Source organism: Saccharopolyspora thermophila, assembly GCF_014646075.1.
Classification (GTDB): domain Bacteria; phylum Actinomycetota; class Actinomycetes; order Mycobacteriales; family Pseudonocardiaceae; genus Saccharopolyspora; species Saccharopolyspora thermophila.
Genome location: NZ_BMMT01000003.1, coordinates 287,268 through 304,821, shown reverse-complemented (window position 1 = coordinate 304,821; position 17,554 = coordinate 287,268). Strand labels below are relative to the sequence as shown.

Below are 17,554 nucleotides of genomic sequence, written 5' to 3'. Positions count from 1 at the left end.
ACGTGCTCGTCCCACGCAGGGTGAAGTGGCGCAAGAGCCACGCGCCGAAGCGGAAGGGATTCGCCAAGGGCGGCACCCGGATCAACTTCGGTGAGTACGGCATTCAGGCGATCGAGCACGGCTACGTGACCAACCGGCAGATCGAGTCGGCCCGTATCGCCATCACCCGGCACGTCAAGCGCGGCGGCAAGGTGTGGATCAACATCTTCCCGGACCGCCCGCTGACCAAGAAGCCGGCCGAAACCCGTCAGGGTTCCGGTAAGGGTTCGCCGGAGTCCTGGGTCGCCAACGTCAAGCCCGGTCGCATCATGTTCGAGCTGACCTTCCCGAACAAGAAGACGGCGATCGAGGCGCTGACCCGTGCGGCGCACAAGCTCCCGATGAAGTGCAAGATCGTGTCCCGCGAGGGTGGTGACTTCTGATGGCAGCGGGTGTCACCGCTTCTGAGCTGCGCGAGCTGAGCGACGAGGAGCTCGTCCAGCGGCTGAAGGAGGCGAAGGAGGAGCTGTTCAACCTCCGCTTCCAGATGGCCACCGGTCAGCTGCAGAACAACCAGCGGCTGCGCACGGTCCGGAAGGACATCGCCCGGATCTACACGATCATGCGCGAGCGCGAACTGGGCCTGACGGTTTCCCCCGAGGGCGCTGAGGAGGGCGCGGCATGAGCGAGAAAGGACAGGGCGTGGAGCGCAACCGCCGCAAGGTGCGCGAGGGCTACGTCGTCTCGGACAAGATGGACAAGACGATCGTGGTCTCCCTCGAGGACCGCAAGAAGCACGCCCTCTACGGCAAGGTGATGCGCCGCAACACCAAGGTCAAGGCGCACGACGAGGCCAACTCGGCCGGTGTCGGCGACCGGGTGCTGCTGATGGAGACCCGTCCGCTGTCGGCGACCAAGCGCTGGCGGCTGGTGGAGATCCTGGAGAAGGCCAAGTAAACGTCCGGGGGGCGACATGAGCGGCACTGCGCTTTCTGTGGCGCCTCATGTCGTCCGACTGGGTGCGGGTATCCCGCACTGGCACAGTCCGCGGTCGGCCGATCGCTGCGGGACACCCGCACCCGAGCAACGCAGGGGCGATTGTCCCAGCGATCGGCCGGTTCGCGTGCCGGAAGTTGACCGCGCGCGTCAGGTCGGAAATTTGGCGTGCCAGAGTGTGCCCGGGTAGAGCGCTCGGGCACTTAGGGTCAGGAGTCAGACGTGATCCAGCAGGAGTCGCGACTGCGTGTCGCCGACAACACCGGGGCCAAGGAGATCCTCACGATCCGGGTCCTCGGTGGGTCGGGTCGGCGGTACGCGGGCCTGGGGGACATCATCGTGGCGACCGTCAAGGAAGCCATCCCCGGTGCCGGCGTCAAGAAGGGCGATGTGGTCAAGGCCGTCATCGTCCGGCAGAAGAAGGAGAAGCGTCGGGCGGACGGGTCCTACATCCGCTTCGACGAGAATGCCGCGGTTTTGATCAAGCCCGGCGGCGAGCCGCGGGGCACCCGTATCTTTGGGCCGGTCGCCCGCGAGCTGCGCGACAAGAAGTTCATGAAGATCATCTCGCTCGCGCCGGAGGTTTTGTGATGAAGATCAAGAAGGGTGACACGGTCGTCGTCATCTCCGGCAAGGACAAGGGCGCCAAGGGCAAGGTCATCAAGGCCATGCCCAAGGAGCAGCGTGTGCTGGTCGAGGGTGTCAACCGCATCAAGAAGCACACCAAGGTCTCCCGGACCGAGCGTGGTGTGCAGTCCGGCGGCATTGTCACCCAGGAAGCGCCGATCCACGTGAGCAACGTGATGATCCTGGACTCCGACGGCAAGCCCACCCGAGTCGGCTACCGCATCGGTGAGGACGGCAAGAAGGTTCGCATCTCTCGTCGTAACGGTAAGGACATCTGATCATGACGACCGCTGAGAAGATCGTCCCGCGGCTCAAGGTCCGTTACCGCGAGGAGATCCGCCCGGCCCTCAACGAGGAGTTCAGGTACTCCAACGTGATGCAGGTGCCGGGTGTGGTCAAGGTCGTGGTCAACATGGGTGTTGGCGACGCCGCCCGGGACAGCAAGCTGATCGAGGGTGCGGTGCGCGACCTGGCCACCATCACCGGTCAGAAGCCGGAGATCCGCCGGGCCCGCAAGTCGATCGCGCAGTTCAAGCTCCGCGAGGGCATGCCGATCGGTGCGCGGGTCACCCTGCGCGGCGACCGGATGTGGGAGTTCCTGGACCGCCTGGTCACCATCGCGCTGCCGCGCATCCGCGACTTCCGCGGGCTGTCGCCGAAGCAGTTCGACGGCAGGGGCAACTACACGTTCGGCCTCACCGAGCAGTCGATGTTCCACGAGATCGATCCGGACACCATCGACCGTCCGCGGGGCATGGACATCACCGTCGTTACCACGGCCACCAACGATGAGGAAGGCCGAGCGCTGCTGCGGCGCCTGGGCTTCCCGTTCAAGGAGAACTGAAGCGATGGCCAAGAAGGCGCTGGTTATCAAGGCGGCGCGCAAGCCGAAGTTCGCTGTTCGTGGCTACACCCGTTGCCAGCGCTGCGGGCGGCCGCGTGCGGTGTTCCGCAAGTTCGGGCTGTGCCGGGTGTGCTTCCGCGAGATGGCGCACGCGGGCGAGCTGCCCGGCGTGAGCAAGTCCTCCTGGTGAACCTCCCGCCTGCCGGGGCGCTGCCGGACACCGGTACCCTCGGCAGGCGTTACCAGGGCTGATGCCCACGCTCCGCGGCGAAGGCCGTGCTTGCACGCGAATTGACAAGGGGCCTGCCGCCCGCGGTAGGCGACCCCGAACTTCGTCCAGGCCAGGGCCCAGACGACCACCCGGTCCGCCGGGTGGGACCCGGTCGGGGCCCGTCGGAACCAGACGAGAAAGGTTGAGCAGGTCATGACGATGACCGATCCGATCGCAGACATGCTGACGCGTCTGCGCAACGGGAACTCGGCATACCACGACGAGGTCGTGATGCCGCACTCGAAGCTGAAGGCGAACATCGCCGAGATCCTCAAGCGGGAGGGCTACGTGGCCGGTTCCCGCGTCGAGGAGGGCGAGAAGGGCAAGCAGCTCGTCGTCGAGCTGAAGTACGGCCCGAACCGCGAGCGGAGCATCGCGGGCCTGCGCCGGGTCTCCAAGCCGGGTCTGCGGGTCTACGCCAAGTCCACCAACCTGCCCAAGGTGCTTGGTGGCCTGGGTATCGCGATCATCTCGACCTCCGGCGGTCTGATGACCGACCGGCAGGCCATGAAGAAGGGTGTGGGCGGGGAAGTTCTCGCCTACGTCTGGTGAGGGAGGAGGAACGGCTATGTCGCGCATCGGAAAGCTGCCGATCACCGTCCCCTCCGGCGTCGAGGTGACCATCGACGGCCAGACGGTGACGGTCAAGGGCTCGAAGGGCACCCTGCAGCACCGGGTGGCCGAGCCGATCACCGTCGAGAAGGACGACGACGGTGCGGTCCTGGTGAAGCGCCCCAACGACGAGCGGGAGAGCCGCTCGCTGCACGGGCTCACCCGGACGCTGATCAACAACATGGTGATCGGGGTCAGCCAGGGCTACCAGAAGGACCTGGAGATCCACGGCGTCGGTTACCGCGTCCAGCTGAAGGGCTCGAACCTGGAGTTCGCCCTCGGCTACAGCCACCCCATCGTGGTCGAGCCGCCGGAAGGCATCCAGTTCGCCGTCGACGGCCCGACCAAGCTGTCGGTCAAGGGCATCGACAAGCAGCTGGTCGGCGAGATCGCGGCCAGGATCCGCAAGCTGCGTAAGCCCGACCCGTACAAGGGCAAGGGTGTCCGGTACGCGGGTGAGACCATCCGCCGCAAGGTCGGGAAGACGGGTAAGTGACCATGAGCGAGACGACTGCTACGGCAAATGCGTCGGCTTCGCCGACGACCAAGCGCAAGCCCGTGGGCAAGGACATCGCGACCAAGCGTCGGCTTGCCCGGGCCAAGCGGCACACGCGTATCCGCAAGAAGGTTTTTGGCACCCCGGAGCGCCCGCGGCTCGTCGTGACCCGGTCGCTGCGCAACATCCGCGCGCAGGTCATCGACGACACCAAGGGCCACACCCTGGTCTCGGCGTCCTCCCTGGAGGCCGATGTCCAGGCGTTCGAGGGCGACAAGAAGGCCAAGGCCACCAAGGTCGGCGAGCTGATCGCGGCCCGGGCCAAGAACGCCGGCATCGAGAAGGTCGTGTTCGACCGGGGCGGCAACGCCTACCACGGTCGGGTCGCGGCGCTGGCCGATGCGGCCCGCGACGGTGGACTGGAGTTCTGACAAGTGCGTACGACGGAGAACGGAAGGGACGCCTGATGCCTGGACGCACTCGGCGTGAGGGCGGGGAGTCCGGCGGCAAGGACCGCCGGGACCGCCGCGACGGCGGCCGTGGCGGGGCGGCCCAGGAAAAGACCCCGCAGTTCGAGCGTGTCGTGACCATCAACCGGGTCGCGAAGGTCGTCAAGGGTGGTCGGCGCTTCAGCTTCACCGCGCTGGTCGTCGTCGGCGACGGTGACGGCATGGTCGGTGTCGGCTACGGCAAGGCCAAGGAAGTTCCGGCGGCGATCGCCAAGGGTGTCGAGGAGGCGAAGAAGAACTTCTTCCGCGTCCCGCGCCTGGGCGGCACCATCACGCACCCGGTGCAGGGCGAGGACGCCGCGGGCAAGGTCCTGCTGCGCCCGGCCAGTGCTGGTACCGGTGTCATCGCCGGTGGCCCGGTGCGTGCGGTGCTGGAGTGCGCCGGTGTCCACGACGTGCTGAGCAAGTCGCTGGGCAGCGACAACCCGATCAACATCGTGCACGCCACGGTCGCGGCCCTCAAGCAGCTGCAGCGCCCGGAGGAGGTTGCCGCTCGCCGGGGCCTGCCGCTGGAGGACGTTGCCACGGCGCAGATGCTGCGAATCCGCGCGGGGCAGGGAGTCTGATCGACATGGCACAGCTGAAGATCACCCAGGTGCGCGGACTGGTCGGCACCAGGCAGAAGCAGCGCGACACCATGCGCACCCTCGGGCTGCGTAAGATCCGTCAGTCCGTGGTGCGCCCGGATGACCCGAACGTGCGCGGCATGATCAAGACCGTCGCCCACCTGGTGACGGTCGAGGAGGTCGACTGACATGGTCATCAAGTTGCACGACCTGCGTCCGGCCCCCGGCGCCAAGCGCGACAAGATCCGAGTCGGTCGCGGTGAGGGCTCCAAGGGCAAGACCGCGGGTCGCGGTACCAAGGGCACCAAGGCCCGCAAGAACGTCTCCCCGCGCTTCGAGGGCGGGCAGATGCCGATCCACATGCGGCTGCCGAAGCTGAAGGGCTTCAAGAACCGCTTCCGCACCGAGTACCAGGGTGTGAACGTGGGCCGGCTGGCCAAGGCGTTCCCGCAGGGCGGCACCGTCGGCATCGACGAGCTGATCGCCGCGGGCCTGGTCAAGAAGAACGAGCTGGTGAAGATCCTCGGCGACGGGGACCTCGAGGGCGTCAAGCTGGACGTGACCGCGCACGCGTTCACCGGCAGCGCCCAGGAGAAGATCACCGCTGCGGGTGGTTCGGTGACCAAGCTGGACCGCTGAGCGAAAACGGCGCGGAGGGCCGGTCGGCTTCGGTCGACCGGCCCTTTTCCACGATCGAGTGATGAGTGCCGGGCGCCTTCGAACCGAGTGGTCACTGGTGCCCTGTACCCGCCGCCCGATCACGTGAACGGGGCGCATTTCCCGGTGAAACTGGGAACACGCTTGTGTTCGCCGATGGCGGACGCGGTGACCGGCCGGGTGGCTTCGGTCGCCGAACGTGGTGGCCGGTCGGCCTGCTAGAGTCGCCCCGGCAGTGCCGTCATCAGTGGGTGCTGCAGGACATCTGCCGCAACTTTTCCGGCCGGTTCCGACCGGCTCGCGTACAGGAGGTTCGCGTGCTCGGCGCCTTCCGCTCGGCTCTGGCGACGCCGGACCTGCGCCGCAAGATCCTGTTCACCCTGGGCATGGTGGTGCTGTACCGGCTCGGGGCGACGATCCCCTCGCCCGGGGTGTCGTACCCGAACATCCAGCAGTGCATCGAGGAGATCCAGGGCAGTGGCGCGCAGAGCGTGTACTCCCTGCTCAACCTCTTCAGCGGCGGTGCGCTGCTGCAGCTGTCGGTGCTGTCGCTGGGCATCATGCCCTACATCACCGCGAGCATCATCATCCAGCTGCTGCAGGTGGTCATCCCGCGGTTCGAGCAGCTGAAGAAGGAAGGCCAGTCCGGGCAGGCGAAGCTCACCCAGTACACCCGGTACCTGACGATCGCGCTGGCGATCCTGCAGGGCACCGGCGTGGTCGCGCTGGCGGTGCGCGGCCAGCTGTTCCAGGGCTGCTCGACCTCGCCGATCCCGGACGACTCGGTGCTGAACCTGATCACCATCGTGATCGTGATGACCGCCGGCGCCGCGGTGCTGATGTGGATGGGTGAGCTGATCACCGAGCGCGGCATCGGCAACGGCATGTCGCTGCTGATCTTCGTGTCGATCGCGGCCCGTATCCCGGCCGAGGGTGGCGCCATCCTGACCTCGCACGGCGGGTTGGTGTTCGCCGTCGTCTGCGCCTTCGCGATCGCGATCATCGCCACGGTGGTGTTCATCGAGCAGGCGCAGCGCCGGATTCCGGTGCAGTACGCCAAGCGCATGATCGGCCGCCGGATGTACGGCGGCACCTCGACCTACCTGCCATTGAAGGTGAACCAGGCAGGCGTCATCCCGATCATCTTCGGTTCCTCACTGCTGTACCTGCCGCAGCTGATCGGTCAGCTGGCCGGCAACACCAACACCTGGTGGTCGCAGTTCATCCAGCAGTACATCGTCTCGCCGTCCAGCTGGGTGCACATCCTGCTGTACATGTCGTTGATCATCTTCTTCGCGTACTTCTACGTGTCGATCACGTTCAACCCGGAAGAACGCGCCGACGACATGAAGAAGTTCGGCGGCTTCATCCCGGGCATCCGGCCGGGCCGCCCAACCGCCGAGTACCTGAGCTTCGTGCTCTCCCGCATCACCCTGCCCGGCTCGCTGTACCTGGGCATCATCGCGATCCTGCCGAACTTCTTCCTCGGCATCACCGGTGGTCAGGGCCAGAACCAGAACTTCCCGTTCGGCGGCACCGCGGTGTTGATCATGGTGAACGTCGGCCTGGACACCGTGAAGCAAATCGAGAGCCAGCTCACGCAACGCAAGTACGAGGGTTTCCTCCGGTAGTCTGGACGCCTTGGTGCATCCACTAGCCCGCGCCCGGTACGTCGGCGCGGGCTAGTGGATGCGTCCGTCCGGCGGTACCGGCACATGCGTAGGGTGGACCGGTGTCCGGTGGCAGGGCGGGCAGGCGGAGCGCTCGCCGGCAGGTGGCGCGCGATCGGATTGATTCGGAGGCAGACCCTTGGTGCGATTGGTTCTCGTCGGCCCGCCCGGTGCGGGTAAGGGCACCCAGGCGGCCGTGCTGAGCGAGGAGCTCGGCGTTCCGCACATCTCCACCGGAGATCTGTTCCGCGCGAACATCGGTAACGAGACACCGCTCGGCCAGAAGGCCAAGAGCTACATGGACGCCGGTGAGCTGGTGCCGGACGAGGTCACCAACGAGATGGTCCGCAACCGGCTCGCCGACTCCGACACCGCGCAGGGGTTCCTGCTGGACGGCTACCCGCGCAACACCGCGCAGGCCACGGTCCTCGGCGAGATGCTCGCCGAGCAGGGCCACGAGCTGACCGCGGTGCTGCAGTTCGACGTGCCCGAGGAGGAGCTGGTCAAGCGGATGCTGGCCCGCGGGCGCTCGGACGACACCGAGGACGTGATCCGGCGCCGGCTGGCGGTCTACCGCGAGGAGACCGAGCCGCTGCTGGACTACTACCGGGACAAGATCCTCAGGATCGACGCCGTCGGTTCGATCGAGGAGATCACCGCCCGTGCGCTGGCGGCGCTGCGCGCGTGAACCGGTCGCCCCGGACCGGGGCGTTCTCCGCGAGCGGCGCGGGCTGCCGCGCCTGCGCCGCTGCGCGAACCGTTCGAAGGCTCTACTGAAGGATGAGTGCCGTGTTGCGTCGGGGGAAGGGCATTGAGCTCAAGTCGCGGGGCGAGATCGAGGCGATGCGCGCCGCCGGGCTCGTCGTGGCCCGCGCGCTGGCCGCGGTGTCCGCGCAGGCAAGGCCGGGCGTCAGCACCGGCGAGCTGGACGAGGTCGCCGAGCAGGTGATCCGCGACGCCGGTGCGGTGCCCTCGTTCAAGGGCTACCACGGGTTCCCGGCGTCGATCTGCGCGTCGGTGAACGAGAAGGTGGTGCACGGCATCCCGGCGCGGACCGAGGTGCTCGCCGAGGGCGACCTGCTGTCGGTGGACTGCGGCGCGATCCTGGACGGCTGGCACGGTGACTCCGCGGTGACGCTGGCGATCGGCGAGGTCAGTCCCAAGGACCGCGCCCTGTCGGCGGCCACCGAGCGCTCGATGTGGGCCGGTATCGAGCAGGTGCGGGCCGGGAACCGGCTGACCGACATCTCGCACGCGGTGGAGACCGCGGCCCGGTCGGCCGCGGCGGCCGACGGGCTGGAGTACGGGATCATCGCCGAGTACGGCGGTCACGGCATCGGGTCGCAGATGCACATGGAGCCGTTCCTGCCGAACCTCGGCAAGCCCGGCAAGGGCCCGAAGCTGCGGGTGGGCATGGCGATCGCGGTGGAGCCGATGCTCACGCTCGGTACCGCGGAGACCGAGGAGCTCGACGACGGCTGGACCGTGGTGACGGCCGACGGTTCGCGCGCGGCGCACTGGGAGCACACCGTCGCCATCACCGAGGACGGCCCCTGGGTGCTCACCGCTGCCGAGGAGTGACGCTGTCGGCCTTCGGGCGGCGGCAGGCGTAGATCCGGGCTGGCGGCAGGTTGCGCCACACCGCGGTCCGCGGCAGCACCTCGTCAAAGGTGTCGTGCAGGGCCGCGACGAAGGCGCGCGTGTTCGGTCGCCACAGGGTCGTCAGGTAGGTGATCGTGGTCAGCACGCCGTCGGGCACCAGCACGGCGGCGACCTCGCGGAGCAGGGTGCGCTGCCGGTCCGGCGGTAGCAGGGTCCACGGAATGCTGCTGATCACCACGTCCACCTGCTCGACCGCGGCGGCATCAAGCAGCTCGCGCAGGTGCGTGGCGTCGCCCTCGATGACCTCCAGCCACGGCTTGCTGCGGTGCAGGTAGCGCACCATCTCCGGGTCGATCTCGACCGCGAGGTGCCGGGCGCCCTCCGCGAGACGCCGCTGGATCGGGCCACTGAGCGCGCCGGTGCCGGGGCCGAGCTCGAGGACCGTCGGGCTGCCGAAGCTGGGTACCACGGCGGTCACCGCCGTGGCGACGTGGCGGGATGTGGGCAGCACGGCGCCCACCCGGGTGGGCTGGCGGACGGCGCGGGCCAGGAACGTCGCATACTCGCGCAGTGTGCTGCTCACGGCTGCTCCCGCTCTCCGGTGGACGCGCTGCTGCCACGCAGCGTGCAACCCTTCCGGTCGGACCGCAGCGCAAGCTCTCCGCTTCCGGATGACCTGCGGGTACGCCGCGGGTGGGTGCCGCGGCGTCCGATGCGTTCCGCCGGAAGCCGGTGCGTCAGGAGAGGGGGCGGCGGCAGATGTAGTGCAGGATCGGCGGCAGGTTCCGCCAGGTGATGTGGGTGAGGACCTCGTCGAAGGTCTGGGTGAGCTTGGCGCGGAAGCGTCGCCCACCCGGCATCTGGTCGGCCGGGAGGTAGGTCAGCGCCGTGAACGCGCCCTGCGGGGCCAGCGCCTCGGCGGCCTGGCGGAGGATGTGGTCCTGGGCGTCGCCGGGCAGCAGGGACCACGGGATGCTGCTGATCACCGCGTCGACCCGGTCGACGCCGTGCTTGTCCAGCAGCGCCAGCAGGTCGGCCGCGTCACCGTGCACGATCTCCATCCACGGCTTGTGCGCGCGGAGGTGCTCGACCAACTCCTTGCCGAGTTCGATGCCGATGTGCCGGGCACCCGCGGGCAGGCGGCGGTGGATGCCGTTGCTGAGCGACCCGGTGCCCGGGCCGAGTTCGACGACGACCGGGGTTCCTGTGGTGGGCACCACCTGGGCGACGGTGGCGGCGACCGCAGCCGAGGTGGGGGTGGCGGCGCCGACCATCTTCGGGTTGCGCACCGCGGTGCCGAGGAAGGTCCGGTACTCGACCAGCTTGCTGGCGGCGTTCTGGGCGACCCGGTCGATCCACGGTCCGATGTTCGAGCGGTGCTGTTGGGGTGTCACGCTTCTCCTCGGTTGTCCCCCGGTGTGGGTTCTCGCCCCCGCTGTCGAGCGCGTGATCGAAAGTAATGAGCCCCGGAGCGACCGCGCAAGCCGCCGACGGCTCCCCGGTGGCGGAGCGAGGTGGGATCGTTGCGCTCCGTGCTCGCGGTGGCGATGAGCTGCCCCGATGTGCGGCCCCGAACCAGCGGCGCGTACAGTGGAGCATCGGTGCACTCGCAGCGCCGGTTCGCCCTGCCTGGGTATTCACCTGAGTATCCGCGCCCGATCCACTCGGTCGGGCGAAATCAGCAGGTTCGGCGGACCGGGGTGCGGTGTGCTCGTCGCGGGCGCCGGGGCCTCCGGTGCCGGCGGCGGGACCGTCAGGTCCGAACAACCGTCACCGTCACGAAACGCGGAGGACATGGGCAAGAAGGACGGGGCCATTGAGGTCGAGGGTCGGGTGATCGAGCCGCTCCCCAACGCGATGTTCCGCGTCGAGTTGGAGAACGGCCACAAGGTCCTCGCACACATCAGTGGCAAGATGCGCCAGCACTACATCCGCATCCTGCCTGAGGACCGGGTCGTGGTGGAGCTCTCGCCCTACGACCTCTCCCGTGGGCGCATCGTCTACCGCTACAAGTGACCTCCACGGTGTCCGGGCGACCGGACACGCGTCCGAGCAGGAGAGCACGACCGTGAAGGTCCAGCCGAGTGTGAAGCGAATCTGCGACAAGTGCCAGGTCATCCGCCGTCACGGGCGGGTCCTGGTGATCTGCGACAACGCCCGCCACAAGCAGCGTCAGGGCTGAGCGCGGCACTTCGTCGCGATGAGTAAGGACCTCCCTCGACCTGTCGGCTCGCGAGTGAGTCGGCTGACCCCCGGACCAGGCCGGGGCTCCGCACCCACGTGCGGGGACGGCGGGGGAGCAGACCTGGACGACACGAAGGAGAACCGGCCTCATGGCACGGGTCGTCGGTGTCGATCTCCCGCGCGACAAGCGCATGGAGATCGCGCTCACCTACATCTACGGGATCGGCAAGACCCGGTCGAGGGAGATTCTTGCCGCGACCGGCATCTCGCCCGACGCGCGTCCGCGCGAACTCGACGACGAGCAGCTCACCAAGCTGCGCGACTTCATCGAGAACAACTACCGGGTCGAGGGTGACCTCCGCCGCGAGGTGCAGGCCGACATCCGCCGGAAGATCGAAATCGGGTGCTACCAGGGGCTGCGGCACCGCCGCCACCTCCCGGTGCGTGGGCAGCGGACCAAGACCAACGCCCGCACCCGCAAGGGCCCGAAGAAGACGGTCGCCGGCAAGAAGAAGGCCGGGAAGAAGTAAGCCTCGCTAGGAGACAGCTGAAACATGCCACCCAAGCAACGCGCTGGCGCCGTCAAGAAGGTGCGGCGCAAGGAGAAGAAGAACGTCGCGCACGGCCAGGCGCACATCAAGAGCACGTTCAACAACACCATCGTCTCGATCACCGACCCCACCGGTGCGGTGATCAGCTGGGCCTCCGCCGGCCACGTCGGGTTCAAGGGCTCCCGCAAGTCCACCCCGTTCGCCGCGCAGATGGCCGCGGAGAACGCTGCCCGCAAGGCCGCCGAGCACGGCATGAAGAAGGTCGACGTGTTCGTCAAGGGCCCGGGCTCGGGCCGTGAGACGGCGATCCGGTCGCTGCAGGCGGCCGGTCTCGAGGTCGGCACCATCCAGGACGTGACCCCGCAGCCGCACAACGGCTGCCGCCCGCCGAAGCGTCGTCGGGTCTGAGCCGCGGGAAGGAGTGAGGGAACAACAATGGCTCGTTACACCGGTCCCGCGACCCGCAAGTCCCGCCGGCTGAAGGTTGACCTCGTCGGCGGCGACCAGGCGTTCGAGCGCCGTCCGTACCCGCCGGGGCAGCACGGCCGCGCCCGCGTCAAGGAAACCGAGTACCTGCTGCAGCTCCAGGAGAAGCAGAAGGCGAAGTTCACCTACGGCGTGCTGGAGCGGCAGTTCTCGAACTACTACGAGGAAGCCAACCGGCGGCCGGGCAAGACGGGTGACAACCTGCTGCAGCTGCTGGAGTGCCGGCTGGACAACGTCGTGTACCGCGCCGGCCTGGCCCGCACCCGCCGCATGGCGCGGCAGCTGGTCAGCCACGGCCACTTCCTGGTCAACGGCAAGAAGGTGAACGTCCCCAGCTTCCAGGTCTCGAAGTGGGACATCATCGACGTCCGGCCGAAGTCGCTGAACACCACGCCGTTCATCATCGCCAAGGAGACCCTGGGCGAGCGGCCGGTTCCGGCCTGGCTGCAGGTCGTGCCCTCCAACCTGCGGATCCTGGTGCACCAGCGCCCGGAGCGCGCGCAGATCGACACCCCGGTCACCGAGCAGCTCATCGTCGAGCTCTACTCGAAGTGACGCGTCCCGCCGGCGGCCGTCCGCGGCCGTCGGCGGCTCGCCGCTACCGGTGGCGGTACCGGAATCCGCCGCCCGCCCGCGACCTTCGCGGGCACGCCATTCCGTCGGCGTCAAATGGCGGGCGCCGTGAGGAAAGGAAAGTCCAGTGCTCATCTCCCAGCGACCCACACTGTCCGAAGAGACGGTGTCGGAGACCCGCTCCCGGTTCGTCATCGAGCCGCTGGAGCCGGGCTTCGGCTACACCCTCGGGAACTCGCTGCGCCGCACCCTGCTCTCGTCCATCCCGGGGGCGGCGGTCACCAGCCTGCGCATCGACGGTGTGCTGCACGAGTTCACCACGATTCCGGGTGTGAAGGAGGACGTCACCGACGTCATCCTGAACATCAAGGAGCTGGTCGTCAGCTCCGAGGAGGACGAGCCGGTGACGATGTACCTGCGCAAGCAGGGTCCTGGCGAGGTCACCGCCGCTGACATCGTGCCGCCGGCCGGTGTCACGGTGCACAACCCCGACCTGCACATCGCCACCCTCAACGCGAAGGGCAAGCTGGAGATCGAGCTCGTCGTCGAGCGTGGTCGTGGCTACGTCCCCGCGATGCAGAACAAGCAGACCGGTGCCGAGATCGGCCGCATCCCGGTGGACTCGATCTACTCCCCGGTGCTGAAGGTGACCTACAAGGTCGAGGCGACCCGTGTCGAGCAGCGGACGGACTTCGACAAGCTGATCCTCGACGTGGAGACCAAGCCGTCGATCACCCCGCGGGACGCGGTGGCTTCGGCCGGTCGCACCCTCGTCGAGCTGTTCGGGCTCGCCCGCGAGCTCAACGTCGACGCCGAGGGCATCGAGATCGGTCCGTCGCCGGCCGAGGCTGACACCATCGCGGCCTACGCGATGCCGATCGAGGACCTCGACCTGACGGTGCGCTCCTACAACTGCCTCAAGCGGGAGGGCATCCACACCGTCGGTGAGCTGGTTTCGCGCAGCGAGGCGGACCTGCTGGACATCCGCAACTTCGGTGCGAAGTCCATCGACGAGGTCAAGATGAAGCTGGCCGGTCTTGGTCTTGCGCTCAAGGACAGCCCGCCCGGTTTCGACCCGTCCGCCGCCGCGGCCGAGTACCCGACCGAGGGTTGGCCGGCCGAGCCGACCAGCACCGTCGGCACGGTCGGGCAGGACAACGGCTACGACGACGGTCAGGACTACGCGGAGACAGAGCAGCTGTAGCTGTGTTGCGCGTCCGGGGTCACCGGCGCGCCCTGAGAGGAGCAACCGATGCCCACCCCGACCAAGGGTCCGCGTCTCGGCGGGTCGCCGGCGCACGAGCGGCTCATTCTGGCCAACCTGGCCACCTCGCTGTTCGAGCACGGCCGGATCACCACGACCGAGGCGAAGGCGAAGCGGCTGCGGCCGCTCGCCGAGCGGCTGATCACCAAGGCCAAGAAGGGCGACCTGCACAACCGTCGCCAGGTCATGAAGACCATCCGCGACAAGGATGTCGTGCACAAGCTCTTCGCCGAGATCGGCCCGTTCTTCGCCGACCGCAACGGCGGTTACACCCGCATCATCAAGACGATGCCGCGCAAGGGTGACAACGCGAAGATGGCCGTCATCGCGCTGGTGACGGAGAAGACCGTCACCGCCGAGGCCGAGGCCGCTCGCGGCACGAAGTTCGCCAAGGACGAGCCGAAGGCCGAGCCGGAGGCCCCGAAGGCCGAGGCCACCGAGGCTCAGGAGACCGAGGCACCGGCCGCCGAGGCCAAGGCCGAGGACACCGCCGCCGAGAAGAAGGACGAGTCCTGATTCGAAGCAGTGCTGCCGTGGACGAGCCCGCCACTCCCGCAGGGGAGGGCGGGCTTGTCCGTCTACGCCTGGACCTGTCCTACGACGGCACGGACTTCTCCGGTTGGGCCAAGCAACCCGGTCTGCGTACCGTGCAGGGTCTGCTGGAGGACGCGCTGGCCAAGCAGCCCCCGGGCCGTTCGGTGCCGCGGCCGGTCGTGGTGGCCGGGCGCACCGATGCCGGGGTGCACGCCTCGGGCCAGGTCGTGCACGTCGACGTGGAGCCCCTGGATCCGGCTGCCGGAGGGCGGCTCCCCGTCGACGAGCGAGGGATTCCGGACCTGGAGCGGATGGTGCACCGGTGGAATCGCATCCTGCCGCCGGACGTGCGCGTGCTGGGCGCGCGGGTGGCGCCCCCCGGGTTCGACGCCAGGTTCTCGGCGCTGCGGCGGCACTACCGCTACCAGGTGTCGGACGCGCCGTGGGGCGTTGACCCGCTGCGGCGCCGCGACACACTGGCCTGGAACCGCCCGCTGGACGTGGAGGCGCTCAACGAGGCCGCCCGGGAACTGGTGGGTCTCAACGACTTCGCGGCGTACTGCAAGCCGCGCGACGGCGCCACGACGGTGCGGGAGCTGCAGCGCTTCACGTGGGAGCGGGTGTCCGAGCACCTGGTCGTCGCGAGCGTGACGGCGGACGCGTTCTGCCACTCGATGGTGCGCAGCCTGGTGGGCACGTTGCTGATGGTCGGAGACGGCCGCAGAACCCCGCCGTGGCCGGCGGAACTCCTGCGGGGAGCCACGCGGACCACGGCGGTGGCTCCCCCGCACGGCCTGACCCTGACGGCGATCGACTACCCGTCGGACGAGGACCTCGCATCCCGGGCAGCCCAGACCAGAGCCGTCCGCACCCTCCCCTGACCCAGCGGCATCCGAACCTCGCTCGTCCGAGGGCACAGACACCGAAGCCCCGGCCGGTTGGGCCGGGGCTTCGGCATGTCTGCGGGGAGGGTCAGTCTCCTCGGCGGATGGGGCCGAGGATTTCCATCTCCTTGTGCTTGGTCACCAGGCGGATCGTCTTCCAGCTCATGTTGCCCAGGGCCACCACGCCGTCGTCCGCCAGCTGGGTCAGCTGCTGGACCTGGTGGCCGTGCAGGCTCCAGATGCGCTGGGCGAGTTGGGCCTGGTTCAGCGGGAGGCGCTGTAGCAGGACCAGGTCCGCCGTGTTCGCCGCCGTGCCGCTGCTGACCTGCGGGTGCAGGTAGGGTAGCACGTACATGGTGGTCTGCCACGGGGCCCGCGGCGGGAACAGCTCCTGCGGCACGGCGCCGCCGTCGTGCACCATCAGCAGCGGGGTGTCCTCAGTGGACATCGGGAGGTCGAACTGGGTGAGCCGACGGATCTGCATCAGGGGGACCGGCTTGCCGTCCGGGGTCTGCCCGGCCGCGCGCTCCAGCATCTTCCATGCCGCCGGGCGACCGGTGGCCACGATCACGAAGGCGCCGGTGGCCAGGGCGCGCAGCGCCAGCTGCCGGGCCAGGTACAGGCCGCCGACGGTGACCATGCGGGTCGGATGCGGCCGCAGGATCGACGCCGCCTGCGCCCGGCCGTTCAGGTCGGAGCCGATGATCACACCGCCGCGGTCCGGGGACGGGCTGACGGCGTCCAGGGTTTCCGCGGTGACGAGGAATTCCGGTGCCGGGCCATGGGCGCCGGGCACGTCGATCGTCCTGCTTCGGCTCATGCCGCACCTCCCAGTGGCAGCGTCGCCGCAAGACCGGCCAGTTGCGAACCGCGCAGCGGGGTGAGGGTCAGCCCGATGCGGCTGCTGATCGCCTTGAGCCGCTCATCGGCCGTGTCGAGTTCGGCGGGGGTGCGGGCGCTGACCCGCACCAGGCCGCGCAGCCCGACCTCGCCCTCCTCGCCCGTCGGCGAGATGGACAGCGCAATGCTCGTGGACAGCGCGCGGATGCCGGTGAGCACGTTGAGGCTGTCGTTCATCTGGCTCGGCCAGCCGGTGATGGCGTAGCTGGAGTGCCCGACACCGCCGGCGGTGACGCCGTCCCAGCGCTCCTTCAGCCCCACCGGGCGTTGCGAACCGAGCGCGCTGTGCAGCTCCGCCGACGAAATCCCGGCCTGCAGCAGCTCGTCCGGGTCCAGCGGCCGGGTCACGACACCGCGCTGCTCCAGGGCGTTGCGCACGCGGGACATGGCGCCGATGAGCGCCCGGTGCGCGCCGAGAACACCGCCGCCACGTTCGCCGATCGCCTTGGCGCAGCGCTGCGGGTCGAGGCGCACCGCGATCCACGTGGTGCGGCGGGCCGCCGCGGGCAGCCGACCGAGGACCTCGAGGTAGGAGTTCAGTGCGGGCGAGTTCGACGGCAGCGCCGCGCTGCCCGGGTAGCAGTGCCAGATCACCTGGATCGCGTCGAGCACCACGCCGCGGTCCTCCAGGCACGGAACCAGCACGCCCAGCGGCAGGTTCGGCGTGTCCTCAACCGGGTTGAGCAGCGACGGCGCGGGTTCGGCCATCAGCACCCCGGTCCACTTGCCGTTGTGCCAGGCCATGCCGACCGGGTTGCGGTCGTGGTCCTGGGTGCGGGCGACCACCAGATCCTCGACGACCAGCCGCAGCAGCGCCACCCGGTGGTTCTCGTCGGGCCCGATGATGCCGTCGCCGTCCTTGTCCTCGGCCGGTTCCGTGGCGTCCACATTGACCGGGTGCGACACCCGGGTGTGGTTGCGGCCGCGGTAGTCCAGCACCAGCCCGAACCACTGGGTGAACCAGCGGCCGCGCCGGCGCAGCAGCGCGATGATGAGCGTCAACACCGCCACGCCCGCGCCGACCGGCAGCAGCATCTGGTTGACCAGGAAGAGGATCAGGCCGATGGCGAGGCCGACCTCGATGAGCACGATGTTGGCCGCCGGGATGCCGCCGAGCGTCACGCCGTTGGTGCGCCGCCGGCGCGCGCGGATTCGGGCGCGGGGCGGCGGGCTGGCGGGCCCGGGGGTTTTCGGCTGGGCCGGATGTTGTGTCGTCACGGACATCCGTTCGGTCTCTCCCCCTCGCAGGTAGGTGCGGCGCGCGGTGCGCTGGGACGCGTTCCTCGGTCAGCCGCGTGACGAGAATACTGACGGACTCGGTCGAACCGCACCCATTCGGTATCTCTCTG

Annotated in this window: 28 protein-coding genes; 24 read left to right on the top strand and 4 right to left on the bottom strand. The window is 68.8% G+C overall.

Annotated features, from left to right (window positions below):
• The first annotated feature begins 2 nt into the window (after positions 1-2).
• The 16 genes from rplP to map all read left to right on the top strand — a co-directional run bounded on the left by rplP (position 3) and on the right by map (position 8,808).
• Positions 3-422 (top strand): 50S ribosomal protein L16, encoded by a 420-nt coding sequence (rplP, locus tag IEY17_RS07640; RefSeq protein WP_188986577.1) that lies wholly within the window; start codon positions 3-5, stop codon positions 420-422.
• Positions 422-664: a 50S ribosomal protein L29 gene (rpmC, locus tag IEY17_RS07635; protein WP_188986576.1), complete on the top strand. Its 243-nt coding sequence runs from the start codon at positions 422-424 to the stop codon at positions 662-664. Before rplP ends, rpmC begins: the two co-directional genes overlap by 1 nt.
• Positions 661-936 carry a 30S ribosomal protein S17 gene (rpsQ, locus tag IEY17_RS07630; protein WP_188986575.1) on the top strand — a complete coding sequence of 92 codons (276 nt, stop codon included), beginning with the start codon at positions 661-663 and terminating at the stop codon, positions 934-936. Before rpmC ends, rpsQ begins: the two co-directional genes overlap by 4 nt.
• Positions 937-1,197: 261 nt before the next feature.
• Positions 1,198-1,566: a 50S ribosomal protein L14 gene (gene rplN / locus IEY17_RS07625; protein WP_188986574.1), complete on the top strand. Its 369-nt coding sequence runs from the start codon at positions 1,198-1,200 to the stop codon at positions 1,564-1,566.
• A complete protein-coding gene (gene rplX / locus IEY17_RS07620) occupies positions 1,566-1,880 on the top strand; it encodes a 50S ribosomal protein L24 (protein ID WP_188986573.1) in 315 nt (104 codons plus the stop codon). Before rplN ends, rplX begins: the two co-directional genes overlap by 1 nt.
• A gap of 2 nt (positions 1,881-1,882) precedes the next feature.
• Complete coding sequence (gene rplE, locus IEY17_RS07615; RefSeq protein ID WP_188986572.1) at positions 1,883-2,446, top strand: 50S ribosomal protein L5; 564 nt, start codon at positions 1,883-1,885, stop codon at positions 2,444-2,446.
• Between the two features lie 4 nt (positions 2,447-2,450).
• Positions 2,451-2,636 carry a type Z 30S ribosomal protein S14 gene (locus IEY17_RS07610; protein WP_188986571.1) on the top strand — a complete coding sequence of 62 codons (186 nt, stop codon included), beginning with the start codon at positions 2,451-2,453 and terminating at the stop codon, positions 2,634-2,636.
• A 234-nt stretch (positions 2,637-2,870) separates the two neighbouring features.
• Positions 2,871-3,269 (top strand): 30S ribosomal protein S8, encoded by a 399-nt coding sequence (rpsH, locus tag IEY17_RS07605; protein ID WP_188986570.1) that lies wholly within the window; start codon positions 2,871-2,873, stop codon positions 3,267-3,269.
• Positions 3,270-3,285: 16 nt separating this feature from the next.
• Positions 3,286-3,825: a 50S ribosomal protein L6 gene (gene rplF / locus IEY17_RS07600; protein ID WP_188986569.1), complete on the top strand. Its 540-nt coding sequence runs from the start codon at positions 3,286-3,288 to the stop codon at positions 3,823-3,825.
• Between the two features lie 2 nt (positions 3,826-3,827).
• On the top strand, positions 3,828-4,256 hold the full coding sequence (gene rplR, locus IEY17_RS07595) for a 50S ribosomal protein L18 (RefSeq protein ID WP_188986568.1): 429 nt from the start codon (positions 3,828-3,830) through the stop codon (positions 4,254-4,256).
• Between the two features lie 35 nt (positions 4,257-4,291).
• Positions 4,292-4,900, top strand: coding sequence for a 30S ribosomal protein S5 (gene rpsE, locus IEY17_RS07590; RefSeq protein ID WP_188986567.1), 609 nt, complete (start codon positions 4,292-4,294; stop codon positions 4,898-4,900).
• Positions 4,901-4,905: 5 nt separating this feature from the next.
• The gene (gene rpmD, locus IEY17_RS07585) at positions 4,906-5,088 is read left to right on the top strand and encodes a 50S ribosomal protein L30 (RefSeq protein WP_188986566.1); all 183 of its coding nucleotides are present in this window, start codon (positions 4,906-4,908) and stop codon (positions 5,086-5,088) included.
• Between the two features lies 1 nt (position 5,089).
• Positions 5,090-5,539, top strand: a complete 450-nt coding sequence (gene rplO / locus IEY17_RS07580) for a 50S ribosomal protein L15 (protein WP_188986565.1) — start codon at positions 5,090-5,092, stop codon at positions 5,537-5,539.
• Between the two features lie 335 nt (positions 5,540-5,874).
• Positions 5,875-7,188 (top strand): preprotein translocase subunit SecY, encoded by a 1,314-nt coding sequence (secY, locus tag IEY17_RS07575; RefSeq protein ID WP_188986564.1) that lies wholly within the window; start codon positions 5,875-5,877, stop codon positions 7,186-7,188.
• A 178-nt stretch (positions 7,189-7,366) separates the two neighbouring features.
• On the top strand, positions 7,367-7,915 hold the full coding sequence (locus IEY17_RS07570) for an adenylate kinase (protein ID WP_229679922.1): 549 nt from the start codon (positions 7,367-7,369) through the stop codon (positions 7,913-7,915).
• 92 nt (positions 7,916-8,007) lie between these two features.
• Complete coding sequence (map, locus tag IEY17_RS07565; RefSeq protein WP_188986562.1) at positions 8,008-8,808, top strand: type I methionyl aminopeptidase; 801 nt, start codon at positions 8,008-8,010, stop codon at positions 8,806-8,808.
• Here the strand turns inward: map and IEY17_RS07560 are convergent.
• Together IEY17_RS07560 and IEY17_RS07555 are read right to left on the bottom strand one after the other, a co-directional pair.
• Positions 8,789-9,412 (bottom strand): class I SAM-dependent methyltransferase, encoded by a 624-nt coding sequence (locus tag IEY17_RS07560; protein WP_188986561.1) that lies wholly within the window; start codon positions 9,410-9,412, stop codon positions 8,789-8,791. The genes map and IEY17_RS07560 overlap by 20 nt on opposite strands.
• A 154-nt stretch (positions 9,413-9,566) precedes the next feature.
• Complete coding sequence (locus IEY17_RS07555) at positions 9,567-10,223, bottom strand: class I SAM-dependent methyltransferase (protein ID WP_373289852.1); 657 nt, start codon at positions 10,221-10,223, stop codon at positions 9,567-9,569.
• A 400-nt stretch (positions 10,224-10,623) separates the two neighbouring features.
• Here IEY17_RS07555 and infA point away from each other — a divergent pair, with 400 nt between their 5' ends.
• From infA to truA, 8 genes are all read left to right on the top strand, one after another.
• On the top strand, positions 10,624-10,845 hold the full coding sequence (gene infA / locus IEY17_RS07550) for a translation initiation factor IF-1 (RefSeq protein ID WP_009948665.1): 222 nt from the start codon (positions 10,624-10,626) through the stop codon (positions 10,843-10,845).
• A 52-nt stretch (positions 10,846-10,897) separates the two neighbouring features.
• On the top strand, positions 10,898-11,011 hold the full coding sequence (gene rpmJ / locus IEY17_RS07545) for a 50S ribosomal protein L36 (RefSeq protein WP_010315372.1): 114 nt from the start codon (positions 10,898-10,900) through the stop codon (positions 11,009-11,011).
• 151 nt (positions 11,012-11,162) lie between these two features.
• Positions 11,163-11,543, top strand: a complete 381-nt coding sequence (rpsM, locus tag IEY17_RS07540; RefSeq protein WP_188986560.1) for a 30S ribosomal protein S13 — start codon at positions 11,163-11,165, stop codon at positions 11,541-11,543.
• Positions 11,544-11,567: 24 nt separating this feature from the next.
• Complete coding sequence (gene rpsK, locus IEY17_RS07535; protein WP_093155193.1) at positions 11,568-11,972, top strand: 30S ribosomal protein S11; 405 nt, start codon at positions 11,568-11,570, stop codon at positions 11,970-11,972.
• Positions 11,973-11,999: 27 nt separating this feature from the next.
• Positions 12,000-12,605, top strand: coding sequence for a 30S ribosomal protein S4 (gene rpsD, locus IEY17_RS07530; RefSeq protein WP_188986559.1), 606 nt, complete (start codon positions 12,000-12,002; stop codon positions 12,603-12,605).
• 145 nt (positions 12,606-12,750) lie between these two features.
• A complete protein-coding gene (locus IEY17_RS07525) occupies positions 12,751-13,827 on the top strand; it encodes a DNA-directed RNA polymerase subunit alpha (RefSeq protein ID WP_188986558.1) in 1,077 nt (358 codons plus the stop codon).
• Positions 13,828-13,875: 48 nt separating this feature from the next.
• A complete protein-coding gene (rplQ, locus tag IEY17_RS07520; protein ID WP_188986557.1) occupies positions 13,876-14,403 on the top strand; it encodes a 50S ribosomal protein L17 in 528 nt (175 codons plus the stop codon).
• A gap of 17 nt (positions 14,404-14,420) precedes the next feature.
• Positions 14,421-15,302, top strand: a complete 882-nt coding sequence (gene truA / locus IEY17_RS07515; RefSeq protein ID WP_188986556.1) for a tRNA pseudouridine(38-40) synthase TruA — start codon at positions 14,421-14,423, stop codon at positions 15,300-15,302.
• Between the two features lie 91 nt (positions 15,303-15,393).
• Here truA and IEY17_RS07510 read toward each other — a convergent pair whose 3' ends face one another.
• Together IEY17_RS07510 and eccE are read right to left on the bottom strand one after the other, a co-directional pair.
• A complete protein-coding gene (locus IEY17_RS07510; protein WP_188986555.1) occupies positions 15,394-16,125 on the bottom strand; it encodes a hypothetical protein in 732 nt (243 codons plus the stop codon).
• Positions 16,122-17,429, bottom strand: a complete 1,308-nt coding sequence (eccE, locus tag IEY17_RS07505) for a type VII secretion protein EccE (protein WP_229679921.1) — start codon at positions 17,427-17,429, stop codon at positions 16,122-16,124. Before eccE ends, IEY17_RS07510 begins: the two co-directional genes overlap by 4 nt.
• Between the last annotated feature and the right edge of the window lie 125 nt (positions 17,430-17,554).

Bases quoted from the DNA above. Each gene is read 5' to 3' on its own strand.
- rpmC (WP_188986576.1), top strand. From the start codon at position 422: ATGGCAGCGGGTGTCACCGCTTCTGAGCTGCGCGAGCTGAGCGACGAG.
- rpsQ (WP_188986575.1), top strand. From the start codon at position 661: ATGAGCGAGAAAGGACAGGGCGTGGAGCGCAACCGCCGCAAGGTGCGC.
- rplX (WP_188986573.1), top strand. From the start codon at position 1,566: ATGAAGATCAAGAAGGGTGACACGGTCGTCGTCATCTCCGGCAAGGAC.
- rplE (WP_188986572.1), top strand. From the start codon at position 1,883: ATGACGACCGCTGAGAAGATCGTCCCGCGGCTCAAGGTCCGTTACCGC.
- IEY17_RS07610 (WP_188986571.1), top strand. From the start codon at position 2,451: ATGGCCAAGAAGGCGCTGGTTATCAAGGCGGCGCGCAAGCCGAAGTTC.
- rpsH (WP_188986570.1), top strand. From the start codon at position 2,871: ATGACGATGACCGATCCGATCGCAGACATGCTGACGCGTCTGCGCAAC.
- rplF (WP_188986569.1), top strand. From the start codon at position 3,286: ATGTCGCGCATCGGAAAGCTGCCGATCACCGTCCCCTCCGGCGTCGAG.
- rplR (WP_188986568.1), top strand. From the start codon at position 3,828: ATGAGCGAGACGACTGCTACGGCAAATGCGTCGGCTTCGCCGACGACC.
- rpsE (WP_188986567.1), top strand. From the start codon at position 4,292: ATGCCTGGACGCACTCGGCGTGAGGGCGGGGAGTCCGGCGGCAAGGAC.
- rpmD (WP_188986566.1), top strand. From the start codon at position 4,906: ATGGCACAGCTGAAGATCACCCAGGTGCGCGGACTGGTCGGCACCAGG.
- rplO (WP_188986565.1), top strand. From the start codon at position 5,090: ATGGTCATCAAGTTGCACGACCTGCGTCCGGCCCCCGGCGCCAAGCGC.
- map (WP_188986562.1), top strand. From the start codon at position 8,008: ATGAGTGCCGTGTTGCGTCGGGGGAAGGGCATTGAGCTCAAGTCGCGG.
- infA (WP_009948665.1), top strand. From the start codon at position 10,624: ATGGGCAAGAAGGACGGGGCCATTGAGGTCGAGGGTCGGGTGATCGAG.
- rpsM (WP_188986560.1), top strand. From the start codon at position 11,163: ATGGCACGGGTCGTCGGTGTCGATCTCCCGCGCGACAAGCGCATGGAG.
- rpsK (WP_093155193.1), top strand. From the start codon at position 11,568: ATGCCACCCAAGCAACGCGCTGGCGCCGTCAAGAAGGTGCGGCGCAAG.
- rpsD (WP_188986559.1), top strand. From the start codon at position 12,000: ATGGCTCGTTACACCGGTCCCGCGACCCGCAAGTCCCGCCGGCTGAAG.
- rplQ (WP_188986557.1), top strand. From the start codon at position 13,876: ATGCCCACCCCGACCAAGGGTCCGCGTCTCGGCGGGTCGCCGGCGCAC.
- IEY17_RS07510 (WP_188986555.1), bottom strand. From the start codon at position 16,125: ATGAGCCGAAGCAGGACGATCGACGTGCCCGGCGCCCATGGCCCGGCA.
- eccE (WP_229679921.1), bottom strand. From the start codon at position 17,429: ATGTCCGTGACGACACAACATCCGGCCCAGCCGAAAACCCCCGGGCCC.